This window comes from Flavobacterium erigeronis, assembly GCF_054075165.1.
In genome coordinates this window covers 69,707-95,903 of record NZ_JBSKGP010000011.1, presented here as the reverse complement: position 1 = coordinate 95,903, position 26,197 = coordinate 69,707, and the positions used below count along the sequence as shown (strand labels likewise).

The 26,197-nt window shown below is 36.7% G+C and carries 14 protein-coding genes; 9 read left to right on the top strand and 5 right to left on the bottom strand.

The genetic code is table 11. From position 1 onward, the window contains the following. Positions 1-4: 4 nt before the first annotated feature. From ACWA1F_RS20355 to ACWA1F_RS20335, 5 genes are all read right to left on the bottom strand, one after another. A complete protein-coding gene (locus ACWA1F_RS20355; RefSeq protein ID WP_306159910.1) occupies positions 5-574 on the bottom strand; it encodes a 4Fe-4S dicluster domain-containing protein in 570 nt (189 codons plus the stop codon). A 17-nt stretch (positions 575-591) separates the two neighbouring features. Continuing rightward, a complete protein-coding gene (locus ACWA1F_RS20350; protein WP_456896427.1) occupies positions 592-2,808 on the bottom strand; it encodes a molybdopterin oxidoreductase family protein in 2,217 nt (738 codons plus the stop codon). An 85-nt stretch (positions 2,809-2,893) separates the two neighbouring features. Beyond that, positions 2,894-3,943 carry an MFS transporter gene (locus tag ACWA1F_RS20345; protein WP_456896425.1) on the bottom strand — a complete coding sequence of 350 codons (1,050 nt, stop codon included), beginning with the start codon at positions 3,941-3,943 and terminating at the stop codon, positions 2,894-2,896. A 27-nt stretch (positions 3,944-3,970) separates the two neighbouring features. Further along, entirely contained in the window at positions 3,971-5,563 is a 1,593-nt protein-coding gene (locus ACWA1F_RS20340) for a magnesium transporter MgtE N-terminal domain-containing protein (RefSeq protein WP_456896423.1), read from the bottom strand. A 15-nt stretch (positions 5,564-5,578) separates the two neighbouring features. Beyond that, the gene (locus ACWA1F_RS20335) at positions 5,579-7,057 is read right to left on the bottom strand and encodes an MFS transporter (RefSeq protein ID WP_456896421.1); all 1,479 of its coding nucleotides are present in this window, start codon (positions 7,055-7,057) and stop codon (positions 5,579-5,581) included. A gap of 924 nt (positions 7,058-7,981) precedes the next feature. Here ACWA1F_RS20335 and ACWA1F_RS20330 point away from each other — a divergent pair. From ACWA1F_RS20330 to ACWA1F_RS20290, 9 genes are all read left to right on the top strand, one after another. Beyond that, positions 7,982-11,113: a SusC/RagA family TonB-linked outer membrane protein gene (locus ACWA1F_RS20330; protein ID WP_456896419.1), complete on the top strand. Its 3,132-nt coding sequence runs from the start codon at positions 7,982-7,984 to the stop codon at positions 11,111-11,113. Positions 11,114-11,123: 10 nt separating this feature from the next. Continuing rightward, entirely contained in the window at positions 11,124-12,596 is a 1,473-nt protein-coding gene (locus tag ACWA1F_RS20325) for a RagB/SusD family nutrient uptake outer membrane protein (RefSeq protein WP_456896417.1), read from the top strand. Between the two features lie 282 nt (positions 12,597-12,878). Further along, entirely contained in the window at positions 12,879-14,795 is a 1,917-nt protein-coding gene (locus ACWA1F_RS20320; RefSeq protein ID WP_456896415.1) for an arylsulfatase, read from the top strand. A 244-nt stretch (positions 14,796-15,039) separates the two neighbouring features. Beyond that, positions 15,040-16,098, top strand: a complete 1,059-nt coding sequence (locus ACWA1F_RS20315) for a sterol desaturase family protein (protein ID WP_456896413.1) — start codon at positions 15,040-15,042, stop codon at positions 16,096-16,098. A gap of 10 nt (positions 16,099-16,108) precedes the next feature. Further along, complete coding sequence (locus ACWA1F_RS20310; RefSeq protein WP_456896411.1) at positions 16,109-16,825, top strand: thioredoxin domain-containing protein; 717 nt, start codon at positions 16,109-16,111, stop codon at positions 16,823-16,825. Positions 16,826-17,030: 205 nt separating this feature from the next. After that, positions 17,031-18,650, top strand: coding sequence for a sulfatase-like hydrolase/transferase (locus ACWA1F_RS20305; protein ID WP_456896409.1), 1,620 nt, complete (start codon positions 17,031-17,033; stop codon positions 18,648-18,650). A gap of 877 nt (positions 18,651-19,527) precedes the next feature. Beyond that, complete coding sequence (locus ACWA1F_RS20300) at positions 19,528-22,575, top strand: SusC/RagA family TonB-linked outer membrane protein (protein ID WP_456896407.1); 3,048 nt, start codon at positions 19,528-19,530, stop codon at positions 22,573-22,575. Between the two features lie 10 nt (positions 22,576-22,585). Further along, positions 22,586-24,037, top strand: coding sequence for a RagB/SusD family nutrient uptake outer membrane protein (locus tag ACWA1F_RS20295; protein WP_456896404.1), 1,452 nt, complete (start codon positions 22,586-22,588; stop codon positions 24,035-24,037). 372 nt (positions 24,038-24,409) lie between these two features. Continuing rightward, the gene (locus tag ACWA1F_RS20290) at positions 24,410-26,062 is read left to right on the top strand and encodes an arylsulfatase (RefSeq protein ID WP_306159934.1); all 1,653 of its coding nucleotides are present in this window, start codon (positions 24,410-24,412) and stop codon (positions 26,060-26,062) included. Positions 26,063-26,197: the final 135 nt, after the last annotated feature.

Below are 26,197 nucleotides of genomic sequence, written 5' to 3'. Positions count from 1 at the left end.
ATTTTTAATAAATTCTTAATTCTGTACTGCCTTTTGGCATCATGATATTGACTTTAGTTTTTACTTTTTCTTTTCCAAAAATGAAATTATTGATCGGTGTACTATTCGGCCTCATTTCTTCTATCTGTTCTCTAGTACCATAGAATAAAGCACCACTAGGGCAAACTGTTGCGCACATTGGCTTTTTACCTACGCTTGTTCTGTCGTAACACATTGTACATTTCATCATCAAATCGTATTCTTCGACTTTTTTCGGAACTCCAAACGGACAGGCCATAACACAGTTAGAACAGCCAATGCATCTTTCTGTATTTGCAGTGTGAACCACACCAAATTCGTCCTGAGAAATAGCATCCGCAGGACATACATTAGCGCAAACTGGATCTTCGCAATGCATGCAAACCTGAACCGTGGTTTGAATGGTTGATGCACGATCTACATAATTTACACTAATAAGAGTCTGCTGACCATTTGTTTCACATTCAGCACAAGCCATTTCACAGGCTTTACAGCCAATACAGCGCTGCATATCTACAAAAAATTCTTCGCTTGTATTAAAATTGGTTAAATTCATAAAGTTCTTTTTATAGATTAAATACTTGCGTAAGCTTCAGATTCTTTAGCTGGTGGCGCAATTGTTCCTTGTGGCTCCAATTTGCACGCACATACTTTAAACTCAGGAATTTTAGAAATTGGATCTAATGTTCCAGGCGTTAATTGATTGGCCGATTTTTTCCCTGGCCAGTGGTATGGAATAAAAACGGTATCTTTTCGAATGGTTTCTACAATATTGGCAGGAAAAATTCCTTCTCCTCTTCGGGTTGAAACTTTCACCAGTTCTCTCTGCTGAATATTGTATTTCTGAGCCATTTCTGGGTGAATTTCCAACATCGGTTCTGGAAACTGATCTACCAATTTTCCAATTCTTCGTGTTTGTGTTCCGCTTAAATATTGCGAAACTACGCGTCCGGTTGTTAATGTTACAGGATATTCTTCATCGGTAACTTCGCCAGGAAGTTTGTATGGTGCGGGATTGAAATGCGCTTTTCCATCTGGAGTTTTAAATTTCCTGTCTTCCCACAATCTAGGAGTTCCAGGATGATCCTCGGTTGGGCAAGGCCAGAAAACACCCATATTGTCTTCTACTTTTTTATAGGTAATTCCGAAATAATCTGCTGTCCCTCCTTTTGAAGCCACACGAAGTTCATTGAAAATTTCTTCGCTGTTTTGATAATTGAATTTGTCTTTTTCTCCCAATCTTTCAGCGATTTCCAATAATATAGAAGTATCGGTTCGAGCTTCTCCCGGAGGCGTGACCGCTTGTCTGATTCTAATTACGCGTCCTTCTGCAGAAGTTGTGGTTCCTTCTTCTTCTTCCTGTAAGGATCCTGCCAAAACAATATCGGCGTGGCGCGCGGTTTCATTCAAAAAGAAATCTATGCAGACGTAAAACTCTAATTTTTCAAGAGCAGAGCGCACATAATTATTATTGGGAAGCGAAACCAGCGGATTGAAACAGATTGAAATCAACCCTTTTATTTCATCTCTGTGAATGGCTTCAATAATTTCATAAGCTGTAAGTCCTGTACGCGGTAAATCTTCTTCTCTGATTCCCCAAACATCCGCAATATATTGTCGATGCACAGGATTTTCAATGTCTCTGTTTCCAGGCAATTGATCGCATTTATGACCGTGCTCTCTTCCTCCCTGACCATTACCTTGTCCTGTAATGGTTGCGTAGCCACAATATGGCTTTCCGATTCTGCCTGTCGCCAAAACCAGATTTATGCATCCCACCACATTATCAACACCTTTTGAGTGATGCTCAATTCCTCTTGCATGCAATAAAAAGCTTGTTTTTGCTTTACCCCATAATTCGGCCGCAGCTTTTATTTTTTCTTTATCAATTCCTGTAATTTCTTCTGTCCATTCTAAAGTATAGTCTTTTACGGCATCAATCGTTTCCTGAAACCCAGAAGTATGATTATCAATAAAATCATGATCGAGCATGTCGTGATCCACTAGATATTTCAGCATGGCGCCATATAAAGCAGAATCTGTTCCTGGTTTTACATCGAGATGGATATCGGCTGTTCTTGCCAAAGGAATCATTCTTGGGTCAATTACAATTAATTTTGCTCCGCGATCTCTGGCCTTCCATATCCAATGGGTTAAAGTTGGAAAAGTCTCACTGATATTGGCTCCTGTCACAATAATTACCTCGGCATATTCTAAATCTGAATAATTGTTGGATGCACGATCCAAGCCAAAAGCCTTTTTATTTCCCGCGCCAGCACTTACCATACAAAGGCGTCCGTTGTAATCCAGATTTCTTGTTTTTAAAGCTACTCTGGCAAATTTTCCAACCAAGTAGCTTTTTTCATTAGTTAACGAAACTCCAGAAAGCATCGAAAAAGCATGTTTGCCGTATTTCTCTTGAATTCTTTTAATTTCAGAAACGGTTTTATCCATCGCATTATCCCATGAAATTTTTTCAAAGCCTTTCCCTTCCACTCTTTGAAGCGGATGTAAAAGTCTGTCGGGATGGTTGTTTTGAAGATAGCGCTGCACTCCTTTTGGACACAGACGGCCTTCATTGAAAGGAAATTCCATCCAAGGTTCAAAACCCACCACTTTATTGTCTTTTACAGATAATTGTATGCCGCATTGCATACCGCAGAAACAGCAGTGTGTTTTTACAATATCATCAGGTTCGTCTCTTCCATCATAGCCATCAACTGGAGCATAGTTTAAATGCGGTCCAAAATCTTCAATTATTTTTTCTATTTGTACTGGTAGTTTTGCCATGTCTAATTTTAGTTTTTTTTGTTTCAAGTTTCAAGTTTCAAGTTCTGTGTGGAACTTGAAACCTTAAACTTGAAACTTTTTTTTACTATCCAAATAAATTTCCGCCTTCTCGTCTGGCTTTTAAGTGTGCTTGTGCTAATCGTGATCTTTTTCCTTCTGGGCTTAAATCGAGATGAGAAGTTCCATCTTCGTGGGTAAAATCGAATCCTAATTGTTTAGTTACAATTTTCAAATCATCGATATGAAGTTTTGTTGCAAATTCTTCTCCTGTATGCGGACAAACAGCCATTCCTTTTTTAATTCCTTCTTGCTTGTAAATGTGTGCTCCAATCTGAGCCGGACGTTGAATAATATGGAAGAATTTACCAAACGGAATCCAGATCAGAAACATAATAACCGTCACAGCATGAATCACGGCTAGGAAATCAAATGCAAATCCTTTCATGAACTGATAGGAATATGTCAGGCACAAACCTGTTACTGAAATTGCAATCAATAAAATCAGTGGTAGTAAATCGCCTTCAAAGGTCTGCGTAGCAATTAAACCTGGATTGGTTAAGCGGCGTCTCAAATAATAAACAGATCCAATTATAACCAAATAAGAGGACCAGTTTAAGGCATGAAAAGTCAAAAATGCCATTATGGAACCCAATTCAAAATCCATTACTTTAAAACCAAAAAAATGGGCTTCGTAAACTGAAATGGAATTCGGTGCCAGTGTAAAGTGAATCCATCCAAATGTCAGCGGAAAAGTAATGGCAAAAGCAGATAAACAGCCGATTGCAATACAAAAATGCGCTATCCAGCGGTATTTCCCTCTTGGATAAATGAATTTCTGAATAGCTATATTTTGAACCGATTCTTTTCCTAAAAACCATAAATGAGAAAACACTTTTCCTGTAAAAAGAAATTTAAGACTTCTTTTGAAATACATCCAAGTCGGAGGGCGCTGCAGCCAAACTGTATATCGATAAACAATTCCGAAGAATGCAAAGATGGTTCCGAACAGATAAGTTACTAATGCCGCATCAAAATTCTGAAGCTGTCTTGATCCTAAAAACACGAATACGATCATAAGCACAGATACTAGAGTTGCTACTAGTAACGCTTTGGTATTAAATGTTTTATTTTTCATCTCTACTAAAATTTTATGATTATTTAATTAACTTGGCTTCTCACAATTTTTACGATTGTAAAACCACCAATTAATAGCTGTCGCTAGTATTGCAAAAAAAGCAAGACCAATAAAAAACTGATTTACTGAGCCATTTGCAGAAATATTATTTCCTATTAATTTAGAAAAAATAAAAGGTCCAAAAGCTGCAATTGCTGCAGTCCAACCAATAACACCTGCTGCCTGACGAGGATTTTCTTTAAAAATAATTGGATATTGTCTAAAAGTTCCCGCATTTCCAATTCCTGTAAAAAAGAACATGGCTAAAATCACGGCTACAAAAAGTGGAAATTGATCTATACTTGTTGGAGCAACCAACCCTTGAGTTATTAAAATTATAGCTCCTACCAAAATTCCTAAGCCAGTTACAGTGGTTAAAATAGCTCCTCCAACCTTATCTGCTACAAATCCGAAAGCAATTCGGCTGGCTGAACCAATTAATGGGCCGTAGAATGCATAAACTAAAGGGTCTGGTGCGTTTGGAAAATCTCCGTACAAGAATTTAATCATTAGCGGAAAAGCAGCAGATAACCCTGCAAAAGTTCCAAATGTCATTACATAAGTTATAGTACAATACCAAGTGTGTTTATTAGAAAAAATATCCAACTGCTCTTTTACAGAAGCTTTCATTGGAATACTTCTTAAATAAAACCAGCTAACCAGTGCCATGATAATTAAAAACGGTGCATACCAAAATGCAGCTGACTGCATATAAATTGGTTTGTTTTTTACTGCCGTGTTTTCACTTTGAATGTTATTTAAAATTTTCTCAGCTAGTTTCGGATTTGCATTTGCAATGGCTTTTGCTTTTGTCTTAACTGGAAGCGAAGTAAATACAATTACATTATCTTTTGAGTTTACTGCTGTTTGTACAGAATCAATAACATTTTTCTTTACATTCAAAAGTATTTTAGTTTGCACTTCAGAATCAAGAGTTGCAAAAACTTCCTTTTGTTTTTCGATTGGGGCATTTTGAAAGACTGCTACTGTCTCTTTAGGATCAATACTTGTAAACACCGTCGAAGCTCCAAAAATACCAACACTAATAACTAAAGGCGTTACGAATTGGGCAAGTGAAACTCCAAAATTTCCAATTCCAGCCTGAATTCCTAATGCTGTCCCTTTTAATCTCTGTGGAAAAAACAGACTCGTACTTGGCATGTAGGAAGAGAAATCTCCTCCGCCAAAACCTGTTGTAAAAGCTAAAACTGCAAAAACCCAAAAAGGTGTATTTACATTCATAATTGCAAATCCAATTCCGATTACGGGAATTAATTTTATCGCTGTAGCGAAAGATATAATGTGGCGCGTGCCAAAAATCGGTAATAAAAAAGTATGAATGATTCTTAAAAAACCTGCTGCCAATCCAGGTATTGCAGTTAACCAAAAGAGCTGATCTTTTGAGAAATTAAACCCAAGGCCTGGTAATTTCACAGCAATTACACTCATCATAAACCAAGAGGCAAAAGACAATACAAGTGTAATCGTTGTTATTGTTAAAGTTCTCCAAGCAATTTTACTTCCGTCAGCATTCCAATACGCTTCATCTTCAGGATTCCATTTGTCTAACCAAGTTTTCATTTATTTCAATTTAATTTATTGTTTATCTTCTATTTGTTTTGTGAAATTTGGCGATTTACTATGCATCGCCTTTATAATTGTTCTGTGCATCCAGATTAAACATGCTACAGAAACGAAGCAGATAAATATCCACGAACTCGTCCAAAGTCCCGTATAATTAAGGAGGTATCCGAAAATTATCGGACCTAAAAATCCTCCTAAACCACCAATTAATCCGACCATTCCGCCGACAACTCCAACTTCATTTGGAAAATATTCTGGAATGTGTTTGTAAACTGCGGCTTTTCCAATTCCCCACGAAATTCCAATCAGTATTACCAAAATCACATATACCCAAAGATTGGCACTGAAGTTAATCTGCGTTATTCCGTGCGCTAATAATTCTTTCTTTTTAACTTCTTGATTCTGTTCCACAACAACTTCCTGCCATGATTTTTTTACTGGAAAAATTGCGGATTCATTGCTTGTTTCTACCTCTCTTTTATTGCTGATCTGGTGTATTTTTCCGTTTACAACTATTTTATTATCTGTAATTTCAGTTACTTTTCCATTTGTAAGGGACATTACACCTGGACCAGCTGTGATGATTTCCATTTTTGGAAACATCAATAAAAAACTGATTACAACTGAAGAACCTAAAACCCAATACATGACTTTTCTGGCTCCGAATTTATCTGAGAGATAACCGCCAAAAGCTCTAATGACGCCTGAAGGCAGACTGAACATTGTGGCAAACATTCCACCCATCACTAATGTTGTGTTATAAACATTCATAAAGTTGGGAAGAAGCCATTGCGAATAGGCAACAAAAAAACCGAAAACTAAAAAGTAGTAAGCTCCAAAACGCCAAACTCTGGTTTTCTTTAATGGAGATAGCAATTCGCCCATGGTTTTTGAAACGCCTTGATTGGTTTTGTTTTTAGCGAAAGCGATAAAAAGCATTCCGATTATGACTAAAGACGCGGCATATATAATAGGAAGTGTTTTCCAGCCATTTATCGGGTCATTTGCAGATAAATTATTTAATAATGTAGGCGCCACAAAAGTCGTAATTGCTGCTCCGGCATTTCCCATTCCGAAAATTCCCAGCGCTCGACCCTGCCATTCTTTTGGGTACCAGACAGAAGTATAGCCAATTCCTACAGCAAAACTAGTTCCTACTAACCCGAAGAAAAAACTTAGCACTGCGAAACTCCAAAAAGAATCTGCGAAAGGGAGTAAAAAAAGCGGTATTGAACACGCTATTAATAAAGCAGAAAATACAATTTTGCCTCCATATTTGTCTGTTAAAATTCCTATTGGAAGTCTAAAAATAGAACCTGAAAGAATAGGAATTCCAAGAAGCCAGCCCATTTCTACAACAGAAAAACTGAATATTCCTTTGTCTGCAAGAAAAGTAATTAAGACACCGTTTAATGTCCAACAAGCAAAACAGATGGTAAAGGCAAGTGTATTAAGAAATAAGATTTTGTGAGATTGCGATAGATTGCTCATAGCTTTAATTTTGATTCTAACTGAGTAACTATTCCCTCAATTATCGAATCAAAATTACCTTCATACATTCTTACAAAAAATGACAAATATCATATAAAGGATAATTTTGTCTTTATTTGATATAAATATGCAAGAATCATATAGAACTTAAAAAAATACCTAAAGCTAAGATCAAAAAAAGGCTTTTAAAGATGTTTTTCACATCTCATCTTTAATTATTTAGAGTTTTAAACTCATTAAACCAAAAGAATAATACTACATTTCTATAGTTTATTAAAGAATAAATTTAACATTCTTATTTTTTTACTGTCTATTGAAAAGCCTTTAAAATTAAGGCTTCTAAAAGAAAAAATTTTCTAAGTTGCTCCTATTCAGCAAAGTTTTTCAAAAATAATTCAAGAAACTTTTGGTTTTTATTATATAAAATTTAACTTTGTCTATAGGATTAGTAGAGTTTAAAATAATATTTCAAACCATAAAAATTATTATTGTGAAAACAACAGAAAGCATATCGCGTTACATTCTTCCTAAAAAAAACACTTATAGCACTATTTGTTATATGTGTTTCTGTTGTTAAAAATCTTCTTACCTTAATTTGCCTTTAGAATTTAATCTAAGCAAATCTAAAAACACCACTAAAAATTTTACTGAATTTATAACTAAAGGTCTTTCCAATGCATTCAATTGTGTGGGTCAGATTCTTGAAACTATACCTGTTTTTCAACAAATTAAATAACTAACAACTAAAAAAACTAAAATGAAAACAATGCAAACTTGTTGCTGTAAATAAAAAAAGCCATTTCTGCGGCAACAGAAATGGCAAGGCTTAAAGAACATTTATCACTAAATCAAGAACACTTTTTAGAGTGCTGTATAAACAGTGCTCAGGGCGTCTTGTTAATTACTTAAAACCAATACAAAGAAATGAAAAAAAAGTTAAACATACACATACTGCTGTTTCTACTCTTGATAACGGCGGGAATACAAGCCCAGAATACCAGACCTCTTATACAATCAAAACTAGACGGAACTGTTGTAGATGATATTACAAATCAGCCTATTATCGGTGCTTCTGTTACCATTAAAGGAACTACTCACGGTGTTGTGACAGATGCCGAAGGAAAATTTTATTTTCAGACAGGACAAAAATTCCCTTATACTTTGATTATAAGTTACATCGGATATAAAAAACTGGAAATAATTGTGGAGAAAAATCCAGTAATCATAAATCTTAAAGAAGAGCGTCAAGAACTGGAAGAATTGGTTGTTGTGGGATACGGAACTCAGAAAAGAAAAGACATTACAGGTTCTGTCGCTTCGGTTCCAAAAGCCAATTTGTCTCAGGTGACTTCTTCTGCAGACAACCTATTAAGAGGTGCTGTTGCTGGAGTTGTAGTTACACAAAGTTCTGGCCGTCCTGGTGCTTCTTCAAGTGTTCGCATTCGCGGAGGAAATTCCATTACGGCTGGTAATGAACCACTTTATGTTGTAGACGGCATTTTAATTTACAATGATAACAGCAACAGTTCGGCTGGAGTAGCTTTTGCGGGAGCTACTGTAAATGTTCTCTCTACTATTAATCCTGCTGATATCGAATCGATGGAAGTTCTGAAAGATGCTTCTGCAACAGCTATTTACGGTTCTCGAGGCGCTAATGGAGTTGTGATTATTACGACTAAAAAAGGAACAAAAGGACAGGATAATATTTCGTATCAAGGCTATTTCGGATTCCAAAATATTTCGAAAAAACTAAGATTAATGAATGCCAGCGAATGGGCAAGTTTAAGAAATGATGTTCAGGCAAGTATTGGTCAAGCTTCTTCTTTTTCTGCTGCACAAATCGAGGCTTTAAAAACTTCTGGAAATTACGATTGGCAATCTGCGGCATTTATTACCGCAGCTCCAGTTCAAAATCATAATTTATCTTTTTCTGGCGGAGACGAAAAATCTAGATACGCAGTCTCTGCAGGATATTTCGATCAAGATGGAATTGTTTTAGGATCTGATTTTAAACGTATTTCTCTTCGAGTAAATTATGAAAGAAACTATTCTCAGAAATTCAAATTTGGTGTGAACGCTAATTATACCAACTCCATTTCAAACGGTGTGGGTACAAATGGAGGCGCGGGAGCCGGAAGAAATCCGAACCCGTTGGTTAGTGTTGTTTTGACAGCGCCAGTGGTTCCTATTAAAAATGCAGACGGGAGCTACAATGTAACCAACAATCCGTATGCAACGTCTGTAAACGGTTATGTTCCGAATCCTATTAATGATTTGGATAATACGACAAACGAAACCAAGTTGAATAGAATTCTAACCAGTTTATTTGGCGAGTATAAATTCAATAAAGAATTAACGGCTAAGGTTGCAGTAAGCGGTGATGTATTGAATACGAAACAGAATTACTACGCTCCGTCTAACACCACTACAGGTGCAGGTACAAAAGGATTAGCTTCTATTGGGGAAAGATTAGTAAGTTCTGTTTTAAATGAAAACACACTTAATTACAATACTCATTTTGGCGAAAACCATAAATTTTCAGCTTTAGGAGGTTATACGCTTCAATATACAAAAGGTGAAGTTTCAAATGCTGGAGCCCAAACTTTTGTAAACGATGCCAATACTTACAATGCTATTCAAGATGGTGTTCCTGTAAAACCTTACAGCGACGCTTATGAAAGTGTATTAAAATCTTGGTTGGCTAGGGTAAATTATTCTTATAAAGGAAAATATAACTTCACTTTATCTGGACGTGCCGACGGTTCTTCTCGATTTGGTTCTGAATCTCTTTGGGGTTACTTCCCTTCTGCTGGGTTTTCTTGGAATATTACAGACGAAGAATTTGCAAACAATATTAAAGGCGTAACTGAAGCCAAATTGAGAATTACGGCAGGTACAACCGGAAACCAAGAAATTGGAAACTATCTTCCGCTTGCTTCAATGGGTTCTGTAAACTATTCTTTCGGAGGGACTTTATACACTGGCCTCGCTCCTACCCGATTGGCAAATCCAGATTTGAAATGGGAAAAAACAAATCAATATAATGTTGGATTAGATTTATCCTTATTAGACCGAAAAATCAATTTTGTTTTTGATGTGTATTACAAAAAAACAAAGGATTTATTAATCAATGTTCCGGTTCCGTTGAGTTCTGGTTATGCTACAGTTCTTCAAAATATTGGTGGAGTTGAAAATAAAGGTCTCGAAATTGGTTTAACAACTGAAAACGTAAAAACAAAAAACTTTGCTTGGAATTCGAATATCGTGTTTTCTCTTAACCGAAATAAAGTTACCGAGATTGGAAATGGTGTTAATGAATTTTTTCCAGTCGTTCCAAACGGTTCTTTACTGCAGCAACAGCCTGTTATTGTAAAAGTTGGTCTGCCTTTGGGATCTTTCTGGGGATACAAAACCAATGGAATTTTTCAAACTCAGGAAGAAGTGAATACGCAGCCAAAAATCAACAGTTTAGCCAATACAAAAGTGGGAGACAGAAAATATGTTGACAGTAATGGCGATGGCGTAATTACGGCTTTGGACAAAGGAAATTTAGGCACTTCTCAACCCAAATTTGTTGGAAGTTTCAGCAACACGGTTTCCTACAATGATTTTGACTTGAATTTCTCTTTTCAAGGAGCTTACGGAGGAAAAATCTTCAATGCTTTAAATCAGCAATTAGAAATCTCTACACTTGGAACCAATGCTGCCGCAACTTTAAATGACCGTTGGACACCAACGAATCCGAGTAACGAAATTCCGAGAGCTTCGAGTTCTCCGTTGGGAATCGTTTCGGAACGCTACGTCGAAGACGCTTCTTTCTTACGATTGAAATTAATCACTTTGGGCTACACTTTACCTAAAAGCGTTTCGAAAAAACTGGGAACAAAAAGTGTAAAAATCTACGTCTCAGCAGAAAACCTAATTACCTGGACGAAATATACTGGTTATGATCCAGAGGTAAGTTCATACGAGCAAAACAACTTATATCCGGGAATTGATTTTGGTTCTTATCCGAATTCTAAAACTTTTATTTCTGGCCTTAACGTAACATTCTAAGCAAAATACAATGAAAAAGATAATCCTAACAATTATACTAAGCGCGGGAATTTTGACATCGTGCGCAGATCTTGAGGTAACGCCTACCTCTTTTGTAACTGAAGACAATTATTTTGTCACTCAAGATGATGCTGTGGCGAGCGTTACGGCTGTTTATGCTTCTTTAAGTCTTGATCCAGGCGAACAGAGTCTGTTTGGAAGAAACCTTTATTTCTTGACCGACATGGCTTCAGATTATGCGGCAGCGGGAGTTTCTGCTACCAATCCGCAAGTGCGAGCGTTGAGCAGTTTAACGCATGATGCGACTTCAGACCGTGTTCAAGTCGCTTGGAGACAAATTTATGCGGGAATCAACAGAGCCAATGTTTCTATAGATAATATTCAGAAAGTTTCTGGTTCTGAAGTGGTTAAAACCAGATTAATCAATGAAGCGAAATTCATTAGAGGCTTACTTTACTTTCAGGCAGTTCGTCTTTGGGGCGGTGTTCCGATTGTTTTGCATGAAGCAACTTCTATCAATTTAGGTGATCTAAAAACTAATCGTTCTACGGTGGATGAAGTTTACAATCAAATCATTAAAGATTTGACAGATGCTGAAGCTTTACCCAAAACGTATACAGCAGCAGATGCAGGACGTGCTACTTCCGGTGCTGCAAAAGCAATCTTAGCAAAAGTTTATCTGACTAGAAAAGATTGGCCAAATGCGATTGCAAAATCAAGAGAAGTTATTGATGGCGGTTACGGATATGCTTTGTTTGAAGATTTTCAGGACATTTTTACTAAAACTAAAAAGAACGGAAAAGAGCATATTTTCTCTGTACAATTTGAGCCAAATCAGGCTGGAAATGGTTCTAGCGGAAGCACTTTTCAAGCAACCGCTTTTACCGGATTCACTGCTACAGAACCGGCAGATATTATCTCAGACGTTGCTTTGTTTTATGACATTTATGCAGCCGGAGACAAAAGAAGAGATGTTAGTTACGCCAAACAGCTGCTTAATCCTGCAACGGGAACGCTTTACACATTTCCGAAACCCATCTTCAAAAAGTATCTTGATTTAACCAATTTGGCAACTCCTGGAAACGTAGCGATCAACTTTCCAGTTATTCGTTATGCCGACATCCTTTTGTCTTTAGCGGAAGCGATAAATGAACAAAGCGGACCAACTGCAGAAGCTTACGAATTAATCAATCAGGTACGAAGAAGAGCTTTCGGAAAAGCAATCACAACGCCAGATGCAACCGTAGATTTAATCGGATTAGACCAAACTTCTTTTAGAGCCGCGATTCAGGAAGAGCGCAAAAAAGAATTTGTTCAGGAAGGGCAAAGATGGTTTGACTTAGTGCGATGGGGAACTTTGGTTACCGAAGTAAAAAAAGTAACGGCCAAAAACTCTGTTTCAGAAAGAAATAATCTTTATCCAATTCCGCAAAGTGAGAGAAATATTAATCCAGAAGGATTGCCGCAAAATCCTGGGTATTAAAATATTTAAACATACGATTTTGTCATTTCGAGGAACGAGAAATCGCACTAATTTGTCAAGAAAGATTGGCGATTATTATTGCGTGGGCTTCGACTTCGCTCAGCCTGACAAATTGAACAAAAATCTTTTTATGAAAATGATTTTCTAGCCCCGATAGAAGTGGAAATCCTTTTGTGGTCTCGTTTCTTTAACGAGAGCACAAAAGATTGTAACGGATAGCGGGATTAGCTCCTAAAAAAACAGACTATTATTTAAAACCATATAACTAAAAAACTATAAAAAATGAAAAATTTTAAAAATAGCATTGCAATCAAAAGTTCTAAAAAAGGACTTTTGGTTACTGCTTTCCTAGTTGCTCAATTAGGATTTGCACAGGAAAAAGAAGAATTTAAAGGCACAATCGGTAAAACGTTAGCCGATTCTAAAGAATATTGGCCAGATCCTGTAAAGGCTCCAAAAGGCGCGCCGAACGTGGTTTGGATTTTATTGGATGATGTCGGATTTGGAGCTGCAAGTGTTTTTGGAGGTTTGATCAATACACCGACTTTTGATAATTTGGCAAACAACGGACTTCGCTACACCAACTTTCACACAACAGCAATTTGCGCCCCTACCCGAGCAGCTTTGTTGACTGGAAGAAATTCTGGAAGAGTTCACGTTAGCGGTTTCTCTCACACTATTCTTTCTGCCGGTTTCCCAGGTTGGGACGGAAGAGTTCCATCTGATAAAGGAACTATTGCAGAAATTTTACGTGACAACGGCTACAACACTTTTGCGGTTGGAAAATACGGCGTTACGCCCGATGAAGAAGCCTCAGATGCGGGTCCGTTTGATCGTTGGCCGACTGGAAAAGGTTTCGATCATTTTTATGGATTCTTAGGTTCTCAAACCGATCAATACAATCCTGATTTGGTTGAAGATCAAGTTCATATTAAACCAGACGGCCGTCATTTGAATGAATTGATTACAGACAAAGCCATCAGTTATATTCAGAAACAGCAGAAAGCAGCGCCAGGAAAACCTTTCTTCTTGTACTACGCGCCAGGAGCGGTTCATGCACCTCATCAGGTTGCGGAAAAATGGGTTGAACCGTATAAAGGAAAATTTGATGAAGGTTGGGATGTTTACCGTGAAAAGGTATTGGCGAACCAAAAGAAATTGGGCGTAATTCCGCAAAATGCTGTACTTCCTGATCGTAATGCGCTTATTACAGAATGGAAAAAATTAACTCCAGACCAAAAGAAAGTGTATGCAAGATTTATGGAAGTTTACGCTGGATTCCTGACGTATACGGATTATGAAATTGGTAGAGTTGTCGATTATTTGAAACAAAGCGGACAACTTGATAATACATTGATTTTTGTTGCTATTGGAGATAATGGAGCGAGTAAAGAAGGAACTTTACAGGGAACTATCAATCAAAGTTTATTTTCTCAAGGAAAAACAGACGAAGAAAATTTTGAAAGTAATTTAAAAAACATTGGAGAAATTGGAACGGCAAAAGGCTTAAATACCAATTATCCGTTGGGATGGGCTCAAGCAACCAATGCTCCTTTCAAAAACTGGAAACAAGATGCACAGTCTGAGGGCGGAACGCGTAATCCGTTGATCGTTTTTTATCCGAACGGAATTAAAGACAAAGGCGGCATCAGAAACCAATACAGCCACGTAACCGATCTATTGCCGACGACTTTGGATATTGCTGGAATTAAGGCTCCAGAATATATTAAAAATATAAAACAAGATATTATTCAGGGTTCGACTTTCAAGGCTTCATTAGACAATCCGAAAGCAGAATCTTTACACAAAGTGCAGTATTACTACATCTTCGGAAATAGAGCGATTTATAAAGACGGATGGAAAGCTTCTGCCGCGCACTTACCAGATTCTTTTGCAGTGAAAAAATCTTTAGGAAGTAGTGAAAAACCTGCGCCAAGCAATTTTGACACTGATGTTTGGGAATTATACAATCTAAACGAAGATTTTAACGAACGTAATAATTTGGCAAAAAAATATCCTGAAAAACTGGCTGAACTTCAAAAACTGTTTGACGAACAAGCTAAAGAAAACAATGTATACCCGCTGATTGACTGGCAGGATGTTTACAACAGACGAATCCACAACACTGGAGCTGACAAAGGAAAAACAGTTTCTGATTTAATCAAACAAGCTACAAAACCTGGAGGAACTACAAATTAATACATCACAACCTGCAAGGTTTCCAAAACCTTGTAGGTTTAACTAAGTCTTAAAAATTATACCTACAAGGTTTTGTCCCGAAACTTCGGGATGCAGGAAACTCTAAAAACAAAACAATATGAAACGAGTAGATTATGAAATTATAGGAAAAAAGATTGTCGTTGGGATAATCTTGTTTTTAGTCCCGCTGGCGATTTTGGCCGGAGGATTAACCATTATTAATCAATTTTTAAAATAAGAAATCATGGCAGCAGTTCAAAATTCAAAATTGACAAGAGACTTGACCATTAGTCTTTTTATTTATTCATTGCCTGTGTTGGCAATTTACCTTTATTTCCAATTGGGTGGCGCTTCAGTAAGTGAATCTCATTTGACAGTACCACCATTTTTACAATTTCTACAGCCTGCTTTTGCTAACATTAGATCGTGGGGATTAATCGTATTTATGATTGTACTAGGAATTATCGAATTTGCGGCAGGTTTATATGACGATGAATGGACAGGAGAAGAACGCAAAATTGACATTGTTTCTTTTCTTGCCCCAAAATTGCTTTTACCTCCAATAATTGCTTTTTTCAGTTTAACAGCTTTGCCTTATTTAATACCGAATTTGGCAAATTCATTATCATGGGTTCCGTTTTGGGGAGGCTTTTTCCTAATCGCAATTGCCGATGATTTAACGCAGTATTGGTACCATCGTTTGCATCATCAAGTGCCTTTTTTATGGCGTTTTCATAGAACACATCATTCTGCTCCATACATGGGAATGGCGATGGCTTCTCGACAAAACTTTATTTACACGGTTTTCTTTTCTCAAATTTATTTGACTGCAACACTAACGTATTTAGGTTTAGGATTGCCCGCTTTGTTTGTTTTGGTTATTAAAAGTTTCATCACATTAGGCGCGCATTCAAGTATTAAATGGGATAAGCCATTTTACAAATACAAAGTTTTACATCCGATTGCTTGGGTTTTAGAAAGACTGATTTCTACTCCTGCAACGCATCATGCACATCATGCCGATACAAGCGGAGACGGTGTAGGACATTTTAAAGGAAACTTCGGAAATATGTTTTTTATCTGGGATATGATTTTCGGGACTGGATTAATTACTCGTAAATATCCAGAATCTTACGGAATGAAATCATACAAACAAGAAGAATGGTACGCACAGTTTCTTTGGCCGATTTTTAAATCTAAAAAGGAAGGAAGTGCTTTGGCTGAAGGCGTATTAGCAGTTCCGCAAAAGCCAAAAGCAGTTATTGCCGAAGAAACTCCTGCGCCAGTTTTAGAACAGGTTTAATATTTGGGATATGAAAAATCAAATTTTAAAAACCAGTTTAACAGCAATTGCCTTTTTGTGGGCAGTTGCTGCTTTTTCGCAAAATGAAATTCATAGTTCTTTATCGTTAGATTCTTTTTATTCGAAAATAAAAAACCAGACAAATCCACAGATTGTTGACGCTAGAACTCCCGAAGAATTTGCTTTGAACCATATTGAGGGCGCTGTAAATTTCAATCTTCAATCTGAAAACTATTCGCAACAAATTGCCAAACTAGATAAATCTAAACCCGTTTTTATTTATTCGATCGGAGCAGGAAGAAGTGTACAGTTAGAAAAGGAACTTCTAAAAATCGGATTTAGCGAAGCATATAGTTTAGAAGGCGGAATCGCGAATTGGATTGGAAATGGCAAACCGTTTTATTCTAATTTAAAAAGCAAATTATCGCTGGCCGAATTCAATAAAATCATTGTCGAAAATAAAAACGTTTTAGTTGATATTGGTTCAAAATACTGCGGTCCTTGCAAAAAAGTCAAACCTATTCTCGAAAACATTCGATCTGAATATGGCAACAATTTGAAAATCGTAGAAATTGAGTTAGAAGACAGTCCGCAAGTTATCGCCGATTTAAAAACGGTAAAAGTTTTTCCGACTTTAATTTTATATGAAAACGGAAAAATTGTTTTTAAGAAAGAAGGAATCAATGATTTGAAAAATGAAGTTGATGTTGCTTTAGCTTCAAAATAAATTTATCATTCAGATTCAGCTTTGTCGAAGTTTTGAACTTTGACAAAGCTATTTCCCGCAATATTGTCATCCTGAGCGAAGTCGAAGGACACGCAAGTAGCTCTACAAAGATTGTACTTCACATTTGAGCAACATGAAGTTTTGTCGAAGTTTTGAACTTTGACAAAGCTTCTTATAACATTAAAAAAAATTAACCAAAACCATTATGCCAAACTATAAAAAAATAACCAAAATTATAATCCCCATTTTAATAATACTGCTCCTTCTCTTCGCTTTTTTATTCTGGCCCATTAACACTGACGGCACTTTAATAAAAGAAGATCAAAAATTGGCAGAAGGAAAAAAAGAATTTCTGGCTTCAAAACCCACCGATTCTATTTCTGGAAAAAAGACCAACATTATCATTCTTCTTGCCGATGATTTAGGAAAATATGATATTTCGCTCTACGGCGGAAAATCGACTCCTACTCCGCAGATAGATTCTCTGGCAGCTTCGGGCGCAACCTTTACTGATGGTTATGCCTCGGCATCCATTTGCTCGCCTTCAAGAGCAGGACTACTTACAGGAAGATATCAGGAACGTTTTGGGCACGAATATCAGCCTGGAGACCGATATCCGAAAAACAATTTGGAATATTATGCCTTTAAATACTTAATCAACACGAATAGCTGGAGATTAAATGACAAAATCACATATCCAAATGATGCTTCAATTGCAACGCAAGGTCTTCCAAAATCGGAGATTACTTTTGCTGATTTGGCCAAAAGACAAGGTTACAGCACCGGAATAATTGGAAAATGGCATTTGGGGCATAACAAAGGATTTTTTCCTTTAGACCGTGGTTTCGATTATCATTACGGATTTTATCAGGCGTTTTCGCTTTTTGCTCCCGAAGACGATAATCCAGATATCATAAATCATCACCATAAAGATTTTACCGATAAAATGATTTGGGGTAAAGGCCGTGTCGGAATCGGACAAATTCGCCGAGACACTACCATTATTGATGAAAAGGAATATTTAACTGAAAAATTTGCTGAAGAAGCAGAAGCTTTTATTGACAAAAATAAAAATAAACCTTTTCTACTTTACATTCCGTTTAATGCGCCACATACGCCATTTCAGGTTCGCAAAAAATATTACGATCGTTTTCCGAATGTAAAAGACGAAAACAAACGTGTTTATTTTGCCATGATCAGCGCTTTGGATGATGCGATTGGCAGAATTCGAGAAAAAGTAAAAAAGGAAGGTTTGGAAGAAAATACGCTGATCATTTTTGCCAGCGATAATGGCGGTGCCGATTATACTTTTGCAACTACAAATGCTCCTTTGAAAGGCGGAAAATTTTCTCATTTTGAAGGCGGAATCAATATTCCTTTTGCACTTTCGTGGAAGGGAAAAATTAAACCTCATACGGTTTACAAGACGCCTGTTAGTACCTTGGATATTTTTACAACAATTGCAACCGCGATCGGTTCAGATTTACCAAAAGACAGGATTTATGATGGCGTTGATTTGGTTAAAACGGTAAATGAAAACAAAATAGCGCACAAAGATTTATTCTGGCGCTCGGGCGATGCAAAAGGTGTTCGAAGCGGCGACTGGAAATTAGTCATTAGCGGAAAAACACATGAAAAATGGCTTTATAACCTTAATAAAGATAAATCGGAAACGAAAGACCTCTCACAGCTCAATCCAGAAAAAGTAAAAGAATTAGAAACGGCTTTACAAAATTGGGAAAAAGGACTAATTAAACCGCTTTGGCCAAATTTAACTTATTATGAATTTAACTTTGGAAAACAAAAGTATTATGTTGATTTGTAAAACATAATCGGTTTAGAACCAAATCTAACAGGTTTAAAACGCAATAAATAATTCTCAAAACCCTTTAAACTAAGATCAATCAATTGCCTCCAGCTTTAGCTGGAGGTTTTAATTTCGAAAAGGGGTACCGGCTTTAGCCAAACTCATATTTGGCTAAAGCCTTTTTTATATTCAAATTTTTTACCTCCAGCTAAAGCTGGAGGCAATTCAAATAAATCTCCACTCATTTATAACGAAACCTGACAGGTTTTAAAAACCTGTCAGGTTTAAAACGCAATAAAAGCAAGTAAAAACTGTATAAACCATACTAGTTTCACTTGCTTTCTTATTTCTACAAACAAACCACAAAGTATTAATTACCAGCAATTTAAATACAATCAAAAGTACTTCCTCTTATATTCTCATTTTATAACTTCAAAAAAATTAAATAATCTTTTGGTTTTTATTACAATAAAATTAACTTTGTCTATAGGATTAGTAGAGTTTAAATATTAAAAAACTACATTTTGAAAACAACAGTTTACACATCGCATTACATTCTTCCTAAAAAATTCACATACAACATCTTTGGTTATATGTGCATGTGCTGTTAAAATCCCTTTCTTTCATTTTCAATTCATAAAATGAAAATCAAACTAAAATTCTTATTGACTGTTATCTTAAGCATAATTATGTCAAAACTCCATAACTAAAAAAAATAATAACTAAATCAAAATTCTAAAATGACAATGATGCACTGCCCTATTCTTTCATAAAAAAGGCATTTCTGCGGCAACAGAAATGGCAAGACTTAAAGAACATTTATCACTAAAGAAAGCCCTCGGGAATTGAAAACTCAATTTCTCGTAACGCTTTATTATTTAAAATCAAAAAAGTAATGAACAAGCAATTACATGCCTTTTTGTGGCTTTTTGTATTCTTGATTTCGATCGGAATCAAAGCCCAAAATACAAAACCCTTAATCAATTCGACTCTGAATGGTACCGTTGTAGATCAAGTCACCAATCAGCCAATTCCAGGAGTTACCGTTCAAATTAAAGGAACTACGCACGCAGCGGTAACCGATTTAGACGGAAAATTCTATTTTCAAACTGGACAAATATTCCCTTACACTTTAGTTGTAAGCTATATGGGGTATATCACTGCAGAACATATCGCAACCAAAGATTTCGTGCAGATTTCATTAAAAGAAGATGTAAAAGAATTAAATGAAATCGTAATCATAGGTTACGGAAGTACTTCTAAAAAAGACTATACAGGAGCAGCTGAAACAGTCGCTCAAATGTCCTTAAAAGCAACACAAAAAACACTGGAAAGTTCGCTACAAGGTTCTGTAGCGGGAGTTAATGTAACACAAACTTCTGGGCAGCCAGGCGCAGGAATGAGCATTCGTATTCGTGGCGGAAGTTCAATTCAAGGCGGAAACGAGCCTTTGTACGTTATCGATGGTTTCCCATTATACAACTCAGAAGTTACTTCTGGTGTTTTGAGTGGTACGCCAACCAATCCGCTTTCTACTATAAATCCGTCAGATATTGAATCGATTACGGTTTTAAAAGACGCTTCTTCAACGGCAATTTATGGTTCAAGAGGTGCAAACGGAGTGGTTATCATTAACACCAAAAAAGGTTCAAACACGGCAACTACAGTAAATTACGATTTTACAATTGGCCAACAATCTGTTCGCAAAAAAGTAGATGTCTTAGATGCTCAAGGTTTTTCTAGATTGAGAAATGCGGCTTTGTACGATTCAAATCCTGCGGGAGGAACAAATCAATATTTGACTGACGCGCAAATTGCGCAACTAGGAAAAGGAACCGATTGGCAAGATGCGGCTTTTCAAAAAGGCTTAACACAAAATCACCAGCTGAGTGTTTCGGGCGGAAATAATCAGACCAAATATGCGGTTTCTGGAAACTATTACAATCAGGAAGGAATTATAAAAAATACAGGCTTTGAGCGTTTTAGCGGACGAGTGAATTTAAATTCAAAAATAAGCAGTAAAGCAAGATTTGGTTTAAACTTGACTATTGCAGAAACGAAATCGAAAGTTGCTCCAACGGGTTTAATAACTTCACTATTGGTTATGCCTCCAACGGCAACGATTTATGAACCAGATGGAAGCTATACGTTGAGAAATCCGTTTGAGAATATTTTTGCCAATCCGATTGCGACTTTAAACGAGCGTCAAAATCAATCGATTACCGATCGTATTTTAGGTACAATTTATGGTGAATATGACATTTTGAAAAGCCTTGTTTTGAAAGTTTCTTTTGGAACCGATATGATTTTCAATAAAGAAAAAAGCTATTTGCCGTCCAGCATTTACGAAGGTTCGATTACAAATGGAGAAGGAAAAATTGGAACTGCCGATTCTAGAAGCTGGCTAAACGAAAATACCCTGACGTATACAACTGTATTTGGCGAAAAACACCGTTTAAACGCTTTGGCGGGTTATACACAGCAAAGTTCTACAAGAGAATATGTTACATCTGGATCGCAACAATATGTAAATGATATAACGGGTTATTACAGCTTACAAAGCGGAAATATTGCTTTAATGCCAGCTTCTGGAGAAAGCACTTGGGCATTAAACTCTTATTTAACAAGAGTAAATTACAATTATGACTCGAAGTATTTCTTAACGGGAAGTTTAAGAGCCGATGGTTCTTCGCGTTTTGGAAAAGACAACAAATGGGGTTACTTTCCTTCTGTTGCAGCGGCGTGGCAAATTAGTTCAGAAAATTTCTTTGCTCCTGTAAAAGATGTCATTAACAGTTTAAAAATTAGAACAAGTTGGGGAGCAACAGGAAATCAGGAAATCGGAGAATATCAGTCTTTGTCTACTTTGACAAGTGTGAAATATCTTTTTGGCGATCAGATTTATACTGGTTTTACGCCTACTCGAATTGCAAACGACAATTTAGGTTGGGAATTAACCAATCAGTTTGATGCCGGAGTTGATGTTGGATTTTTTAATGATAAACTGAATTTAACGGTTGATGTCTATCGTAAAACGACTAAAGATTTATTGCTAGACGTTCAGCTGCCGTACACCACTGGATTTACTTCTTCTCTACAGAATTTTGGTTCTGTTCAGAATCAGGGAATTGAATTTGGTTTGAATGCTTCTCTTGGAAATACCGCTTTTTCTTGGACTTCAAACTTCAATATTGCTTTCAACCAAAACAAAATTATTGCTTTAGGAAATGGTGCTGAATTTTACACATTCGGCAACTATATTTTAAAAGTAGGTCAATCTCTTGGAACTTTTTACGGAGCAGTTACAGACGGAATTCTGCAAACTGATGAAGTGGCTACAAAAGGTGTTTATACTGGAAATGCAACTCCAAAAGCGGGTGATCGTTTGTATAAAGATATTAATGGTGACGGCGCTTTTACCACTGCGGCAGACAGAACAAGCATTGGCGACGCACAGCCAGATTTCGTTTTCGGTTTCTCTAATAATTTCACTTACAGAGGTTTTGAATTAGCGATTTTGGTAAATGGTTCTGTTGGAAATAAAATTCTTAACGGAAACTTGCAAGCGCTGGAATTGTACAACGGACAGCAAAATGCCTCGACTTCAGCTTTAGATGCTTGGACACCAACAAATCCGAGCAATACAACGCCGAGAGCAAAATTGGATCCTGCTCCTGTTTTCTCTAATCGATTCGTAGAAGACGGTTCATTTGTTCGTGTAAAAAACATCACTTTAAGCTATAACCTTCCGAAAAAAATATCTGAAAAATTAAGATTGACGGCAGTAAAATTCCGTGTTGTTGGAGAAAACTTATTGACATGGACAAAATACACAGGCTACGATCCTGAAGTTACTAACGGAACGACAATTTCGCCAGGAACAGATACTGGAATTTATCCGGCATCTAAAACAATTTCTGGCGGTTTAAGCGTAACATTCTAAAAGATTTATCATGAAAAAGACCCTTATATTCAGTTTCGCAGCGCTCTTTTTAATAAGTTCCTGCAATTCTTTAGACGAAGATCCAAAAGCTTTTATTTCGTCTACCAATTTTTATAAAACAACCGAAGATGCAGATGCTGCTGTTATTGCCATTCATAATGCGATCAACAGTTCCACGCACACTTTATACAATCGATTGATTCAGATTTCGACCGAAATGGCGACCGACGATTACGAAGCGGGACCGCGAGCGAGAAATGCACACGTTAGAGCTTTATCTAACTTGACTCACGATGCTTCCAACGATCGTATGATTGAGATATGGAGACAAAGTTATGATGGAATTAATAGAGCCAATGCTGCGATTGATAATATTGCTAAAAATCCAAATCTGAATTCGCAAAAAGACAAAGATTTGATTAATGAAGCGAAGTTTTTAAGAGCTCTTTTATATTTCAATTTGGTAAGATGGTTTGGAGACGTGCCGCTGGTTCTACATGAAACGACCGTTTTATCCTCTGAAGCCATCAACGTAAGCAACACACCAGAAGCAGAAGTTTACACGCAAATTGAAAACGATTTGATCGATGCTGAAACGCTTCCTGTAGTGCAGCAAAATAAAGGCCGTGTAACTGCTGGCGCTGCAAAAAGTATTTTAGCGAAAGTATATTTGACGGAAAAAAAATGGCAGAAAGCAGCCGAAAAAAGCAAAGAAATTATTGATAGTAAAGTGTATGATTTATTCGAAAATTATGCTGATGTTTTTAATGTAGCCACTAAAAACGGAAAAGAACATATTTTTTCTGCTCAGTTTAAAGGTTTAACCAACTGGAACGGAAATATGTTGGCCTCAACCGCCGCGCCAACTTCGGTTCCTGGAATTGCAGGCGATCAAGCCGATGCTTTACACAAAGAAGGCGGACTTTTTGAAGCTTTCGCTGAAATCGACAAAAGAAAGTATATCACTTTTGCCGTAGAATTTGTGAGTCCGACGGACGGTAAAACCTATAAAGTTACGCCGCATTTCAATAAATATTTTGATCCTGCAACGCCAACTTCGCCTGGACAATCTTCTAAAAATACACCAATTATCAGATTTGCAGAAGTACTATTGATTTATGCAGAAGCTTTGAACGAGCAAAACAGCGGACCAACTGCAGAAGCGTATGCAGCGGTTGATCGTGTAAGAACTAGAGCTGGGATTCCACTTTTAGCAGAAAATTCGCCAGCACTAAGTCAGGATGATTTTAGAGAAGCAGTTTTTGAAGAAAGAAGAAAAGAACTTACTTACGAATACCAACGCTGGTTTGATTTGGCGAGAAGAGGTCCAGATTATTTTGTAGCAAAATTAAAAGCAGCAGGAAAAACCAATGCGCAACCTAAACACGTTCATTTCCCGATTCCGCAGAGAGAATTGGATTTGAATCCGAATTTGAAGCAGGTTCCGGCTTGGAGGCAGTAATTTTTTTGCCACAGATTACACGGATTAAATGGATTAAAAAATCTGCTAAATCTGCGAGAGCAAATTTAAACACATAGAAACATAGATCATAATGCTGCGTAAAGGCGTTTCACTTGTTTGAATACACAGAGATTACAAAGAATAGATAGATTAAAAAATCTGTAAAATCTGCTAAATCTGCGAGAGCAAATTAAACACATAGAAACATAGATCATAATGCTGCGTAAAGGCGTTTCACTTGTTTGAATAAACATAGACTATGTGTGGAGAAATGAATTTCTCTTTTGTATTCTTTTCAAAAGCAAAAAAAATCTATGTCTCTATGTGTTTCAAAAAACGAATTAAAATATACTAACAGTAAATTATAATAAAATGAATAAAAAAATAAACATTTTATTCTCAGTCTTGCTGACGGGAATAATAGGTGCTGCTGAAATCGATGCCCAAAACGCATCTTCAAAACCAAACGTAATTTTAATCATGGTTGATGATATGGGCTATTCGGATTTAGGAAACTATGGATCTGAAATTAAGACTCCAAATCTAGACCGTTTGGCTAAAGAAGGAACACGTCTTCGTGAATTTTACAACAACTCAATTTGTGCACCTACAAGAGCTTCTTTATTAACGGGGCAATATCAGCACAAAGCGGGAGTGGGATATTTTGATGTGAATTTAGGTTTGCCTGCATATCAAGGATATTTAAACAAAGAATCGCTGACTTTAGGAGAAGTTTTCCGTTCGGGAGGTTACAGCACTTTAATGTCTGGAAAATGGCACGTTGGTTCTGAAGATCAAGCGCAATGGCCGAATCAGAGAGGTTTTGATAAGTTTTACGGAATCTTAAAAGGCGCGGCAAATTATTTTGATACCAAACCGCTTCCATTCGGAAAAACGGCTTATCCTGTAAAAATGATTCGCAACAATGAAGAATTGCATCCAAAAGATGATTCGTATTACTTTACAGATGAAATCGGAAACAATGCGGTTACTTTCTTAGACGAACAAAACAAAGAAAACAAACCTTTCTTCTTGTATTTGGCTTTTACAGCACCGCACTGGCCATTGCAGGCAAAACAAGTTGATATTGCCAAATACAGAGGCAAATTTGATGAAGGCTGGGATGTTTTGAGAGAAAAAAGAATTAAAAAATTAAGAGAAAACGGAATTTTGCTTCCTAACCAAACGATTGCTCCACGCGATCCAGAAGTACCAGAATGGGATAAATTAACGTATGATGAAAAACAATTCTGGAAAGCTAAAATGGAAGTTTACGCTGCAATGGTCGATAATATGGACCAAAACGTGGGTAAAGTTCTAGACAAGTTAAAAGCGCTGAAAAAAGACAAAAACACGTTGATTGTTTTCATTGCTGATAATGGCGCTCAAGGCGGATTTAATACTTACAATCCGTTAAAAAGAGGTTTAGTTCGTAACGATGGGCCAATTGGTTCTTCTGGATCTTTTGATTATCAGGAACAAAACTGGGCTTATTTATCGAATACTCCGTTACAGGATTATAAAAATAATATGCACGAAGGCGGATTCAGTTCTCCTTTTATTGCTTGGTATCCTTCAAAAATTAAAGCAGGAAGAATCGATAAAGGAACGGGACATATTATTGACCTTGCTCCTACTTTTTACGAATTGGCTGGAATTGAATATCCAAAAACACTTAATGGCGTAAATTCTAATCCTTTAGCAGGAAAAAGTTTATTGCCAGTTTTATTTGACAACGCTTCTGAAGTAAATAGAGGCGCTCCAATATTCTGGGAAAGAGCTGGAAATAGAGCTGTGAGAGAAGGAAAATGGAAATTGGTTTCTATCTATCCTTCTTACCAATGGGAACTTTACGATCTTGAAGCAGACCGAGGCGAAACAACAAACGTTGCGGCTCAGAACGCAGGAATTGTAAACGATCTTTCGGCAAAATATTTTGATTGGGCAGATAAAACCGGTGTTGTAGAATACAGCAAATTCAAGCAAAAAGGAGAATTAATTCCTGGAGCTGCTGCAAAAAAATAATTGCTTTTTTTGATATTTTTAGCAATTATGAAAAAAGCGGTTACCGAATAAGTAACCGCTTTTAAAAAAATGGTGTCTACAAAAAAAGCAGCAATTGAATTTGCTGCTTTTCTATTTTAAATCTCAAAAGAGAAC

Excerpts from the sequence above, each read along its gene's own strand:
- ACWA1F_RS20350 (WP_456896427.1), bottom strand. The coding sequence starts at position 2,808 with ATGGCAAAACTACCAGTACAAATAGAAAAAATAATTGAAGATTTTGGA.
- ACWA1F_RS20325 (WP_456896417.1), top strand. The coding sequence starts at position 11,124 with ATGAAAAAGATAATCCTAACAATTATACTAAGCGCGGGAATTTTGACA.
- ACWA1F_RS20320 (WP_456896415.1), top strand. The coding sequence starts at position 12,879 with ATGAAAAATTTTAAAAATAGCATTGCAATCAAAAGTTCTAAAAAAGGA.
- ACWA1F_RS20295 (WP_456896404.1), top strand. The coding sequence starts at position 22,586 with ATGAAAAAGACCCTTATATTCAGTTTCGCAGCGCTCTTTTTAATAAGT.
- ACWA1F_RS20315 (WP_456896413.1), top strand. The coding sequence starts at position 15,040 with ATGGCAGCAGTTCAAAATTCAAAATTGACAAGAGACTTGACCATTAGT.
- ACWA1F_RS20345 (WP_456896425.1), bottom strand. The coding sequence starts at position 3,943 with ATGAAAAATAAAACATTTAATACCAAAGCGTTACTAGTAGCAACTCTA.
- ACWA1F_RS20290 (WP_306159934.1), top strand. The coding sequence starts at position 24,410 with ATGAATAAAAAAATAAACATTTTATTCTCAGTCTTGCTGACGGGAATA.
- ACWA1F_RS20300 (WP_456896407.1), top strand. The coding sequence starts at position 19,528 with ATGAACAAGCAATTACATGCCTTTTTGTGGCTTTTTGTATTCTTGATT.
- ACWA1F_RS20335 (WP_456896421.1), bottom strand. The coding sequence starts at position 7,057 with ATGAGCAATCTATCGCAATCTCACAAAATCTTATTTCTTAATACACTT.
- ACWA1F_RS20340 (WP_456896423.1), bottom strand. The coding sequence starts at position 5,563 with ATGAAAACTTGGTTAGACAAATGGAATCCTGAAGATGAAGCGTATTGG.
- ACWA1F_RS20330 (WP_456896419.1), top strand. The coding sequence starts at position 7,982 with ATGAAAAAAAAGTTAAACATACACATACTGCTGTTTCTACTCTTGATA.
- ACWA1F_RS20310 (WP_456896411.1), top strand. The coding sequence starts at position 16,109 with ATGAAAAATCAAATTTTAAAAACCAGTTTAACAGCAATTGCCTTTTTG.
- ACWA1F_RS20355 (WP_306159910.1), bottom strand. The coding sequence starts at position 574 with ATGAATTTAACCAATTTTAATACAAGCGAAGAATTTTTTGTAGATATG.
- ACWA1F_RS20305 (WP_456896409.1), top strand. The coding sequence starts at position 17,031 with ATGCCAAACTATAAAAAAATAACCAAAATTATAATCCCCATTTTAATA.